The sequence below is a fragment of the Gordonia sp. ABSL11-1 genome, from assembly GCF_030315685.1.
GTDB lineage: Bacteria > Actinomycetota > Actinomycetes > Mycobacteriales > Mycobacteriaceae > Gordonia.
On the sequence record NZ_JASXSI010000006.1, the window covers coordinates 113,618 to 126,221 of the forward strand.

Annotated in this window: 9 protein-coding genes; 7 read left to right on the forward strand and 2 right to left on the reverse strand. The window is 67.5% G+C overall.

Annotated elements, in window-relative coordinates; translation table 11 throughout:
* From QSJ19_RS09215 to QSJ19_RS09240, 6 genes are all read left to right on the forward strand, one after another.
* A complete protein-coding gene (locus QSJ19_RS09215) occupies window positions 1-711 on the forward strand; it encodes an HAD family hydrolase (protein WP_286319831.1) in 711 nt (236 codons plus the stop codon).
* Window positions 708-3,059, forward strand: a complete 2,352-nt coding sequence (locus QSJ19_RS09220) for a glycoside hydrolase family 65 protein (protein WP_286319832.1) — start codon at window positions 708-710, stop codon at window positions 3,057-3,059. The genes QSJ19_RS09215 and QSJ19_RS09220 overlap by 4 nt, the downstream gene beginning before the upstream one ends.
* Before the next feature lie 540 nt (window positions 3,060-3,599).
* A complete protein-coding gene (locus QSJ19_RS09225) occupies window positions 3,600-4,133 on the forward strand; it encodes a hypothetical protein (protein ID WP_286319833.1) in 534 nt (177 codons plus the stop codon).
* Between the two features lie 97 nt (window positions 4,134-4,230).
* A complete protein-coding gene (metG, locus tag QSJ19_RS09230; RefSeq protein WP_286319835.1) occupies window positions 4,231-5,793 on the forward strand; it encodes a methionine--tRNA ligase in 1,563 nt (520 codons plus the stop codon).
* Window positions 5,790-6,971, forward strand: coding sequence for an aminodeoxychorismate synthase component I (locus tag QSJ19_RS09235; RefSeq protein ID WP_286319837.1), 1,182 nt, complete (start codon window positions 5,790-5,792; stop codon window positions 6,969-6,971). Before metG ends, QSJ19_RS09235 begins: the two co-directional genes overlap by 4 nt.
* A 205-nt stretch (window positions 6,972-7,176) precedes the next feature.
* A complete protein-coding gene (locus QSJ19_RS09240) occupies window positions 7,177-8,361 on the forward strand; it encodes a helix-turn-helix domain-containing protein (RefSeq protein WP_286319839.1) in 1,185 nt (394 codons plus the stop codon).
* Here QSJ19_RS09240 and rsmI read toward each other — a convergent pair.
* The gene (rsmI, locus tag QSJ19_RS09245) at window positions 8,282-9,253 is read right to left on the reverse strand and encodes a 16S rRNA (cytidine(1402)-2'-O)-methyltransferase (RefSeq protein ID WP_286319841.1); all 972 of its coding nucleotides are present in this window, start codon (window positions 9,251-9,253) and stop codon (window positions 8,282-8,284) included. The two genes, QSJ19_RS09240 and rsmI, sit on opposite strands and share 80 nt — an antisense overlap.
* A gap of 38 nt (window positions 9,254-9,291) precedes the next feature.
* Between rsmI and QSJ19_RS09250 the strand changes: the two genes are divergently transcribed.
* The gene (locus tag QSJ19_RS09250) at window positions 9,292-10,896 is read left to right on the forward strand and encodes a dolichyl-phosphate-mannose--protein mannosyltransferase (RefSeq protein ID WP_286319843.1); all 1,605 of its coding nucleotides are present in this window, start codon (window positions 9,292-9,294) and stop codon (window positions 10,894-10,896) included.
* Here QSJ19_RS09250 and QSJ19_RS09255 read toward each other — a convergent pair.
* Window positions 10,832-12,592 (reverse strand): BCCT family transporter, encoded by a 1,761-nt coding sequence (locus QSJ19_RS09255; RefSeq protein ID WP_286319845.1) that lies wholly within the window; start codon window positions 12,590-12,592, stop codon window positions 10,832-10,834. The two genes, QSJ19_RS09250 and QSJ19_RS09255, sit on opposite strands and share 65 nt — an antisense overlap.
* Window positions 12,593-12,604: the final 12 nt, after the last annotated feature.

The following is a 12,604-nucleotide window of genomic DNA, read 5'->3' on the forward strand; positions in this document are numbered from 1 at the left end:
GTGTTGGGTTTGCCAGAGACGACCTCGGTGGCACTGTTCGATCTCGACGGCGTGTTGACGTCCACAGCCGTGCTTCATCGCTCGGCGTGGAAACAGGCGTTCGACGCGTTCCTCTCCGAACGTGATCCGGAGAACTACGTCGAGTTCACCGAACAGGACTACCTCGACTATGTGGACGGACGGCCGCGCGACGACGGGGTCCGCGCGTTTCTGCATTCCCGCGGACTGGACGACGTGCCCGAGCAGACGATGGCGGCCATCGGTGCCGACAAGAACGACTTGTTCGTCGCCACCCTGGAAGGGCAGGGCGTCGATCCCTACCCTGGTTCGGTGCGATACCTGGAGGCGGCCCGCGACGCCGGGCTCCGGATCGCCGTCGTGACGTCGTCGAAGAATGGAGCAGCCGTGCTGGACGCAGCCGACCTCACGAAGTTCGTGGAAGTACGGGTCGACGGATTGGCCGTCGCCGCACAGGGTTTACGCGGTAAACCAGCACCCGACTCGTTCCTGCTCGGCGCCGAGCTGATGGGCGTGGCGCCCGCGCAGGCCGCGGTGTTCGAGGACGCCATCTCCGGCGTGGCGGCGGCCGTCGCCGGCGAGTTCGGCTACGTCGTCGCCATCGATCGCGTCGGCGGTTCCCAGGCCGACGCCATGCGCTCGGCCGGCGCCAGCGTCGTCGTGAACGATCTCGACGAATTGCTCCCCGCATGAGCCCGAGCGCGGTGGAACACGGTTTCGACGTCCACCCGTGGCAGCTGCGCTGGCGCGGTCTCGACGTCGACATGCTCGGCCGCACCGAGACGCTGTTCGCGTTGTCGAACGGCCACATCGGGTTGCGTGGCACCTTCGAGGAGGGTGAGCCGGTCGATCATCCCGGCACCTACCTCAACGGGTTCTACGAGACGCGCGGACTGCCGTACGCCGAAAGTGGCTACGGCTACCCGGAATCCGGGCAGACCGTCGTCAACGTCACCGACGGCAAGATCATCCGCCTCCTCGTCGAGGACGAGCCGATGGACCTGCGCTACGGACGCACCGTCGAACACGAACGCACCCTCGATTTCCGCACCGGCACGCTGCGCCGCCACACGCTGTGGACCTCGCCGACCGGACGCACGGTCCGCATCCGGTCCGAACGTCTGGTGTCGTTCACCAAACGCACGATCGCGGCCATCCGCTACGAGGTGGAGCCGATCGGCGAGGACATGAAACTCGTGCTGCAGTCGGACCTGCTGGCCAACGAACCGATCCCGACGCCGGGCAACGATCCGCGTCTGGCCGCTGCGCTCGATCAGCCGCTCGTCTCCGATCTCGCCGCGTGCCGCAACTACTGGGGCATGCTCGTCCACCACACCAAGACCTCCGGACTCCACCTCGCGGCCGGGATGGACCACGAGATCGACTTCCCGGACAAGGCGGACGCCTTCATCCGCGCCGACTCGGATCTGGCCCGCCTCACCGTCGCCGCGAATGTGCCGCAGGGCAGCAAACTCTCGCTGACCAAGTACATGGGGTACGGATGGTCGGCGCGACGTTCGGTGCCCGCCCTGCGCGCACAGGTCGACGCCGCCCTGGCGATGGCGATGGAAACCGGCTGGGACGCACTGAAAGCCGACCAGATCGCCTACCTCGAGGACTTCTGGCGCGACGCCGACGTCGAACTCGACGGCGATCCCGAACTCCAGCAGGCGGTCCGGTTCGCACTGTTCCACGTGCTACAGGCGGGCGCTCGCGGGCAGTCGCGCGCGATCCCCGCCAAGGGTCTCACCGGCCCGGGCTATGACGGCCACACCTTCTGGGACACCGAGAGTTTCATCCTGCCGATGCTGACCTACACCGTTCCCGCCGCGGCCGGCGAGGAACTGCGCTGGCGGCACGCGACGATGGACAAGGCGAAGAGCCGCGCCGCCGAACTCGGGCAACGGGGCGCCATGTTCCCCTGGCGCTCCATCAACGGCGACGAGTGTTCGGGCTACTGGCCCGCCGGAACGGCGGGTGTCCACGTCAGCGCCGACATCGCGAACGCGACGGCCCGCTACCTCCGCGCCACCGACGACGAGCAGTTCGAGACCGAATGCGGCGTCGAACTTCTCGTCGAGACAGCCCGACTCTTCGCCGGCCTGGGCCACCACGACGTCAACGGCAAGTTCCGCATCGACGGCGTCACCGGTCCCGACGAGTACACCGCCGTCGTGAACAACAATGTGTTCACCAATCTGGCTGCGCAGCAGAACCTTCGGGATGCCGTCGCGGCCGTGCACCGCCGCCCCGACGTCGCCCGCGAACTCGGGGTCACCGTCGCTGAGGCGGCGCACTGGGAGTCGTGTGCCGACGACATGTCGATCCCGTACGACGAGGCGCTCGGCGTCCATCAGCAGTGTGAATCGTTCACCTTGCTCGGCGCATGGGATTTCGAGTCGTCGGTCGGTAAATATCCGCTGCTGCTGAACTATCCCTACTACGACCTGTACCGCAAGCAGGTGGTCAAGCAGGCCGACCTCGTGTTCGCGATGTACATGTTCGGCGGCGCGTTCACACCGGAACAGAAGCTGCGCAACTTCGATTACTACTACCCGCTGACGGTGCGCGATTCGTCGTTGTCGGCGTGCTGTGAGGCCGTCGTCGCGGCGGAGGTCGGCTACCTCGACCTGTCCTACGACCTCATGTGCGAGTCGGTGTTCACCGATCTGCACGATCTCCACGACAACGTCTCGAGTGGCTTGCACATCGCGGCCCTCGCCGGCGCGTGGACCGACTGCGTCGCCGGCTTCGGCGGCATGCGTGACTTCGGCGGGAAGATCACCTTCGCGCCGCGTCTGCCGAGCCGACTCACCTACCTGTCGTTCCGCATGGCCGTGGGCGAGTCCAAGATCGTGGTCGCCATCGACCGTGACACCACCACCTATCGCCTGCTGTCGGGCCCGCCGATCGACCTCGCCCACCACGGCGACAAGTTCACCCTCGACGACGCACCCGTGAGCAAGCCGATCCCCGAGATGGTGCGTCGCGAGGCCCCCAAGGCCCCACCCGGTTGCGAGCCGTACCGCCGGATGGACTGAGGCTGTCGGCGGCCGGGCCCGCGGGGGACTGCCGGTAGCCACCTCATCTGTCGGCAGCCACCTTCGCCCGGGTGAAGGTGGCTGCCGACAGATGAGGTACGTGGCGTCGGCGACAACTCCGTGGGAGCCGATCCGACCGCCCCGGCGTCCAAATGACATGGACGACCTCCGCAAGTGCCGTCGCGCAGTCAACCGGCAGGAAATGCTCCGCGACGGGTACACCGACGCCGACCTGCGCATGGCGATCACGCTCGGCCAGCTCGAATCACTGGCGCCGGGTGTACTGATCCCTTCCGGAATCCTCGACGGGACGGACGAACACCGCCACCGCGAGCTGGCGCGCGCCTGGATTCGGCGGCCGCCGACCAAGAACCGCGCGCTCGCGGGTGTGTCAGCGGTGGCGACATACGGGCTACCGGTGTGGGGGCCTCGACACGAAGCGTGTCGTCGTCCTCGACACCGGGCGGTCGCCGGGATCGCGGACAACGACGGGGATGCGTCTCGTGACCGATCGCCGGAAACCGGACATCGTGGACGTCGATGGTGTCCCCCTCGTCACTGCCGCGCGCCGTGATCGATCTGGCCCGCACGTCGCCGCGAATCCCGGCGATCGCCGTCGGCGATGCGGCCCTGCACGCCGAATTGTGCACTGCCGGCGATCGGGAGAACGAACTCGATCTCATCAATGGCATGGTGGGGGCGTCACGTGCGCGGCGGATCGTGCCCGAGATGGACGGGCGCGCGGAATCCGTCCTGGAATCCCGCAGTCGGATCGAACTGACCGACGGCGGCCTGCCGATGCCCGAACTGCAAGTGGATCTGTACGACGACACGGGTGAGTGGGTGGCACGTGTCGACTTCCGCTGGAAGGAGTTCTCGGTCGTCGGCGAAAGCGACGGCGAGAAGAAGTACACGGGCGCCGACGGCACCTCGGTGATCTTGTACGAGAAGAACCGTACCGACGCTATCGTCGAGCTCGGCAATCGCGTGGTCCCCTGGGGCTGGTCTGATCTGGACGACCCCGCCGCGCTCATCGCTCGGCTCCGCCGCGCGATGAACCGGCCGGCCGCTTGAGGGTCGCTCTGACAGCTACCGGCGGCGGCGCGGGTGACACCGACAGCCCAGTGGGCGCGAACTGAGGCGACGGACCACCACGTATCCTGGCAGCACCATGACCTCTGACCAGATCAGCTCCTCGCACGGTGCGGGTGAGCCGTACTACATCACCACGGCGATCGCCTATCCGAACGGCGCACCGCACATCGGCCACGCCTACGAGTACATCTCGGCCGACGCCCTGGCCCGGTTCAAGCGCCTCGACGGCTTCGACGTCCGCTTCCTGACGGGTACCGACGTGCACGGTCAGAAGATGCAGCAGACGGCCGAGGCCGAGGGCATCCCGACCGCCGACCTGGCCAACCGCAACTCCGATCGGTTCCAGAAGCTGCAGGAGCGGCTGGGGTCGAGCTTCGACAGGTTCATCCGCACCAGCGACGCCGACCACAAGGTGGCGTCCGAGGCGATCTGGCAGCGGATGTTCGACGCCGGGGACATCTATCTCGACGCCTATTCCGGCTGGTACGACGTCCGCGACGAGACGTTCTACGCCGAGGGCGACACCGCGGTCGACGACGCCGGCAATCGCATCGCCGCCGACACCGGCCACGTCCTCACCTGGACCGAGGAGCAGACCTACTTCTTCCGCCTGTCTGCCTATCAGGACAAGCTCCTCGAGCTCTACGAGACCCATCCCGAGTTCGTGCGTCCCGATGTCCGTCGCAACGAGGTCGTCAGTTTCGTCAAAGGCGGGCTCACCGACCTCTCGATCTCGCGGACGACTTTCGACTGGGGCGTGCCCGTGCCCGGGCATCCCGACCACGTCATGTACGTGTGGGTCGACGCCCTGACGAACTATCTCACCGGCGTCGGATTCCCCGACGACGCAGAGACATTCGGCCGCTACTGGCCGGCGGACCTGCACATCATCGGCAAGGACATCATCCGGTTCCACTGCGTGTACTGGCCGGCATTCCTGATGAGCGCGGGGATCGAACTGCCGAAACGTGTGTTCGCACATGGCTTCCTGTTCAACAAGGGCGAGAAGATGAGCAAGTCCGTCGGCAACGTCGTCGACCCGGACAACCTGATCGACGAGTTCGGCCTCGACCCGGTCCGCTACTTCTTCCTGCGCGAGGTCTCCTACGGCCAGGACGGGTCGTACTCGACGGACGCCATCATCGGGCGGATCAACGCCGACCTCGCCAACGAGTTCGGCAATCTCGCCCAGCGCACCCTGTCGATGATCGGCAAGTACTTCGATGGCGCGGTGCCGGCCCCCGGCGACCTGACCGCCGACGACATCGCGCTTCTCGACAAGGCCGCGCGTCTGCTGCCGCGGGTCCGTGAGCACTTCGAGGTACAGGCCATCCACCTCGGCATCGAGACACTGTGGTCGGTGCTCGCCGACACCAACCGCTACATCTCGTCGCAGGAGCCGTGGAAGCTCGCCAAGACCGACCTCGACCGGACTGCGACCGTGCTGTACGTCTGCGCCGAGGTGGTGCGCGTGGTGGCGCTGCTGTCGCAGCCGATCATGCCGGAGTCGTCGAACCGACTGCTCGACCTGCTCGCCGTCGACGCCGACCACCGGACGTTCACCGCTGTCGACGACCGGCTCACGCCCGGGACCGGCCTGCCCAAGCCGTCGCCGGTCTTCCCCCGCCACGAGGCGTGACCGCGCCGGCGCTCGACGTCCTGCGTGCACTGCACACGTACACCAGGGCGGCCGGGCTGCCGCCCCCGGCCGCACTGATCGGTGACTGGTGGGATGCCGACGCCGTGATCGCACCGTCGATCAGGCTACGACCGGGTTTCCCGCCGCCCGACGATCCCGACCGGTTCTGGTTCGGCTATCTCGGATTCCCCGTGCGCGCCACCGAATCCGCACTCCCCACCGCCGTCGGCGGGCTGACCGCAGAGGTACTCGTCCTGCGTGACGGCCGATGGCACCACCACAGCGTCGACGGAACCCCCTGTGCCCCATGGGTCACCGACGCCCTCTCGACTCCCACTGCCGCCGAGAACGCGTGGTCGGCGACCTGGGCGGCCCCCGAACGGCAACCACATCTGGCCGCGATCGGGGAATGCCTCGAGGCCATCCGCGCAGGCGAGGTGTACCAGGCGTGCGTGTGCACCCGGTTCACCGGAGAGATCACCGGCGACGCGGCGGAGTTCTTCAGTTCGGTCACCTCCACCACGCGACCAGCGAAAGCAGCTTACCTGCATGGCGATTGGGGAACCGTGGCGAGTTTCTCGCCCGAGTCGTTCCTGCGCCGCACCGGAAATCTGGTGTCGTCGGCGCCGATCAAGGGCACCGTCGGCGCCGATGCCGCACCGGAGTCGCTGTCGGCGTCGTCGAAGGACATCGCCGAGAACGTGATGATCGTCGACCTGGTGCGCAACGATCTCGGACGAATCGCGGTGACCGGGACGGTGCGGGTCGCCGACCTCTTGTCGGTGGTGCCCGCACCCGGCGTCTGGCACCTCGTCTCACGGGTCGAGGCCATCGTCGACCCCGCCGTCGGCACGAATGAACTGCTACGCGCGACCTTTCCCCCGGCATCGGTCACCGGCACACCGAAGCAGCGGGCCGCGGAACTCCTCGCGGGATGGGAGGAGCATGCGCGCGGCGTGTATTGCGGCGCCGTCGGGATGGCCGGCCCCGGGCGCGGCCTCGACCTCAACGTGGCCATCCGGACGGTTGCGCTGACCCCGGACGGGAGCGCCACGCTCGGAGTCGGCGGCGGCATCACGCTCGACTCGGATCCGCTGAGGGAGTGGCAGGAATGCCTCGACAAGGCGGCCAGCATCGTCGGCCTGAGCGCGCGATCCGGCGTGAGTCGCGTCCGATGAGGCGTCGGGCGAGTCGTGGCCGGTGCGTTTATCGTGGTAGATCAAACGCTCGACGCCTGATGTGAGCCACTTGACCCATTTGCCGAATCCACGAACCGTGCCGGTCACAACACTGGGGTAACATCGCACTATGCGTCGATCCATACTGCCGAGTACGGATGATTCGCGGGCGCTCGACGGTCGGGGAGACCACTCCCCAGCTGAGATGACGGTCGATCTACCCGCACCGACCACCAGGGGTGATCTCATCGCCTCCTGGCAACGGGCCATGGACGCCGGGTTCCGCGCGGACCGACACGCCCCCCGTCATCTCGCACCCGCCGAGGTGACCGATCGTCGGCGCGACAACGCGCTCGGCGAGGGTGCGCGCCGACTGCAGCAGGTGTTCAGCGAGACGACCGACGACTCCGATCTCATGATGGGTGTCTTCGACGCCGACGGCGTCCTGCTGTGGCGCGGTGGTACGTCCCGCTGGCTCGATGCCGCCGACAACCTCGAACTCGTCGAGGGCAGCCGATGGGACGAGGCATCCACCGCGACCACCGCGGTGAGTCTGGTGATGACCGATCACCGGCCCACGCGGGTCGCCGGTGCTGAGCACTTCAACCACGCGCTGCACACGCTCTACTGCGCAGCGGCACCGATCCACGACCCACGCACGGGTTCGATGGCAGGCATCGTCGGGCTCGCCGGCCCAGTCGAGGCTCTGCAGCCGTCGTCGACGGCGTTCGCCGCGAGCATGGCCGCGCTCGGCGAACACGAGATCGCCGCCGCCCATTCGCGTTCGCTCATCGAACTGCGACGTGCGGCCCACGCCCGACTCGCCGGAATCCGCGGTCCGGCGCTACTCGTCGACCGCGACGGGTGGGTGGCCGACAGCCGTGGCTGCACCGCGCCGGACGCCGTCGCCACACCGACCGAGGGCGCCCATCAGTTCGTCCCGGGGATCGGCACCTGCGTCGCGATCCCCGTCGGCTCCGGGTGGCTGTTGCGCCGCGTCGGGCCTGCCAACCCGATCATCGCCGAGTTGGACCTGCGTGGCGAACCCTCACTGAGCGTGGTCGGCGGCGGCGAGGAGTGGCGCACCGTCCTGACCCGTCGCCACGCGCAGATCCTTCTGCTGCTGGCCGAGGCATCCGAATCGGGTCTGACCTCGGCCCGGTTGAGCCGCCTCATCTTCGGCGACACCGGCCACGTGGTCACGGTCCGCGCCGAGATGTCGCGGTTACGACGCGCTGTCGGGGCACTGCTGGCCAGTCGTCCCTATCGCCTCGCCCCCGGTGTGACGCTCCGCATCGCGAAGGACGGCTCTAGTCCTGCTGATCGCCCTCTCGACTATCAAGCACTGCTTGATACACCTCTCGGCGGGAAGCACCGCCGCCCCGCGTGACGTGTGCGCACGCATCCTTCAGTCGCATGCCACCCGCGACGAGCTGTTCGGCGTCGTCGACGAGATCGGCCATGTCGCGGACACGAGGGCTGCCACCCGCGACGACGACGGTGATCTCGCCGCGCACCCCGTCGGCCGCCCACTGCGCGAGTTCGGCCAGTGTCCCGCGCCGGATCTCCTCGTAGGTCTTGGTGAGTTCCCGGCACACCGCCGCGCGCCGATCGGCACCGAGGACCTCGACGGCGTCGGCGAGGGTGTCGGCCAGGCGATGCGGCGATTCGAAGAACACGGTCGTGCGGGGCTGATCGACCAGACCGGCCAGCCAGTCGCGTCGCGCCCCCGACCGGCGCGGGGCGAAACCGTCGAAGCAGAACCGTTCGGACGGCAACGCCGACACCGCCAGCGCCGTCGTGACCGCCGACGGACCGGGCAGACAGGTCACCCGGAGTCCGGCGTCGGCGCACGCCGCGACCAGCTTGAAGCCGGGGTCGCTGACCGACGGCATCCCGGCGTCGGTGATCAGCAGGACCGTCGACCCGCCGGCGATCGACTCCAGGAGACCCGGCGTCCGCGACGCCTCCACATGGTCGTAGTAGCTGACCAGGCTTCCGCCGATGGTCACGCCCAAGCCGGTGGCCAACGATCGTGCGCGCCGCGTGTCCTCCGCGGCGACGACGTCGGCGGACTCCAGCGCCGCCCGCAATCGAGGCGATGCGTCGCCTACCTGGCCCATCGGGGTCGCGGCCAGGACCAGACGGCCGCCGGCGCGCGCGGGGGGCTCGTCCCGGTTGGCGGACGGTCGGTCGACGGACGGTTGGTCGACGGACGGTTGGTCGACGGAGTGGTCGGTGAGGTCGGCGGTCGTCTCGTCGACCGGTTCCGGGGAGTTCATCACCGATCAGCTTACGAGGGGCCACTACGATCGGACGGGTGACCAACCCCGCCCTCCTCGATCGTCGACTCGACGGGGAGCGCGGTCTCTCCGTCGACGGCGATCGCGGCCTCGCCGAGGACCTCGGCACCACCCCCCACCGTTCCGTGCCCGCCGCCGTCTTCGGCGCCCCCGACCGGTTGCGCGGACTCGTCGTCGGACTGGTGATCGCCGGGGTCGCGCTGATCACCCGGCTGTGGGGTCTGGCACGCCCGACCGACCAGGGGACGCCGGTCTTCGACGAGAAGCACTATGTGCCACAGGGCTGGCAGGTGCTGACGGGTGGCAACTGGATCGAGGACAACCCCGCCTACGGTCTGGTCGTGCATCCACCGGTGGGCAAGTGGCTGCTGGCTGCCGGTGAGGCCGTCTTCGGCTACGGCCCGGTCGGCTGGCGGATCACCCCGGCGCTCGCCGGGGTGGCGATCGTCGTGATGATCTACTGCTGCGTGCGCCGGATGACACGATCGACGCTGATCGGCGCCATCGCCGGGGTCTTCGCCATCTGCGACGGCGTGCTGTTCGTGCAGTCGCGGATGGGCATGCTCGACATCTTCCAGGCGCTGTTCGTGGTCGCCGCCTTCGCCGCCCTCATCGCCGACCGCGATCAGGTTCGGGCACGCATGCACCGGGTCCACCTCGAGGGGCGCATCGCCGACAGCCCGTTCGGACCGCGACTCGGCTTCCGCTGGTATCGGTTCACTGCCGGAGTCATGCTCGGATTGGGCTGTGGCACCAAGTGGTCCGGCATCTACTTCGTCATCTTCTTCGTCGTGCTCGCACTCGGCTTCGACGTCGCCGCGCGCAAGGCCTACCACGTCCGGCGGCCCTGGATGGGGGTCCTGCGCCGCGACCTGCTACCGTCCGGCGCCGGTCTGGCGGTGATGCCGGTCCTCATCTACTTCGCGACGTTCGTGCCGTGGTTCACCAATGAGACCGCCGTGTATCGGTACGAGGTGGGCAATCAGATCGGCGTCGGCGGGCCGTTCGCGTGGCTGCCGGGCGCCTGGCGATCTCTGTGGTTTTACGAGGCCGGGATTCTGGAATTCCATGCCGGTCTGACGAATTCGGCCGGCAATCACCATCCATGGGAGTCCAAGCCGTGGACGTGGCCGATGAGTCTGCGACCCATGCTCTACGCGATCGAGAACGGACCGGATCAGTGCGGCGGCGGAGAGTGCATCCGCGCGCAGATGTTGATCGGGTCTCCGGCGCTGTGGTGGCTGGCGTTGCCGATGCTGGCGTGGGGCCTGTGGTCGTGGCTGGTGCGTCGCGATTGGCGCTATGCCGCCGTCGTCACCGGCTACGCGGCCGGACTGCTCCCCTGGTTCGCCGACCTGGACCGACAGATGTACTTCTTCTACGCGACGGTGATGGCGCCGTTCCTCGTGATGGGACTTGCGCTGTGCTGCGGTGATCTGCTGCGTGTCGGGGTCAGAACCGCGAGGGCACGTCCGGAACGACGTACCCTCGCGATCCTGGTGGTGGCGATCTACATCAGCCTGGTGGTGGTCAACTTCATCTGGTTGTGGCCGATCCTCACCGCGAGTCCGATCTCCCCGGCTCAGTGGCATCAGCAGATCTGGTTGCCGAGCTGGGGCTGACGACCTGGGCGAGCGGCGACTCCGACAACACCTCGTCGGCCGGGGCGTCGTCGGCGGCCGAGCCGTCGCGCGCCACCTCGACGGCGACGAATTCGCCGGTCCCGATCTCGTTGGCCTGCTGACGGATGTGCTCGTCGACCTGATCGCGCAGTTCGAGTCGCGCGACGATCAGCGGGTCGCGTCGGAGATCGCGATAGAGAGAGAAGCACATCGCGATCATGACGACGACGAACGGCAGTGCCGCGATGATGGCCATCTGCTGCAGACCACTCAGGGCGTCGTCACCGCTGATCGCGAGCAGCAGTGCGGCCACCGTACCCGTGAGCACACCCCAGAAGATCGTGACCCACCGCGACGGATCGTGCGTACCGCGTTGCGACAGCGATCCCATCACGATCGACGCCGAATCCGCACCGGAGACGAAGAAGATCGCCACCAGCAACATGACGAGCGCGGACGCGATCGCGGTCCACGGCATGTTCGCGAGCACGTCGAACAGGGTGTCCTCGCTGTTGTCCAGCGGGAGGCTGGCGCCGTCGGTCTGCTGGCGGATCGCGGTGCCACCGAACACACAGAACCAGACCAGCGACACCGTCGTCGGCACGACCATCACGCCGATGACGAACTCGCGGATGGTGCGTCCGCGGCTGATCTTGGCGAGGAACAGCCCGACGAACGGTGTCCACGACACCCACCACGCCCAGTAGAAGATCGTCCACGACGCGAGCCAGGACTGACCGTCGACGTCGACGGTGGCGCCCGACCGGGCGGACAGGAACGGCAGATCGTTGAGATAGGCACCGAGGGTCGTCGGGAGCAGGTTCATGATGAACACCGTCGGACCGACGACGAACACGAACACGGCGAGGATCAGCGCCAGCACCATGTTGATGTTCGAGAGCCATTGGATACCGCGGGCGATGCCGGAGACCGCCGAGGCGACGAAGCAGGCCGTCAAGATCGCAATGATCGCGACCAGCAGCATCGTCGACGGCTCGTTCACCCATTCGACCTTCACCAGGCCCGAACCGATCTGCAGCGCACCGAGTCCCAGCGACGCGACCGTGCCGAACAGCGTCGCGAAGATCGCGAGGATGTCGATGATCTTGCCGATGGGCCCCTTCGACCGACTGCCGAGCAGCGGCTCGAAGACCGCGCTCATCAACTGACCGCGGCCCATCCGATAGGTGCTGTAGGCGATCGCCAAGCCCACCACCGCGTACATCGCCCACGGGTGGAATCCCCAGTGGAACATGGTCGTCGCCATCGCGGCGCGGACGTCCTCGGCGGCCATCTCGGGCGGCGCGTTGACGAAATGATAGAGCGGCTCGTACGCACCGAAGAACATCAGACCGATGCCCATGCCGGCGCTGAACATCATCGCGATCCAGCTGACGGTGCGGAACTCGGGTTTCTCACCGTCCTGACCGAGCGGGATGCGACCGTACTTGCTCACTGCGAGGAAGATCGCGAAGACCACGAATCCGGTTGCCGACAGAATGAACAACCACCCGAGGTTGTCGGTGATCCAGGCGAGAGCGTTGTCGCCGGAGCTCTTCAGACTGTCCTTGTCGGCGATGCCCCAGATCAGGAAGCCGATGACGATGAGAGCAGTGATCCCGAACACCCAGGGATCGATGGTCGGTTTCCGTCGCGTGCTGCGCCCAGTACTGATGGCGCCGGCGCGCGACGTCATGTCCGTTTTCTG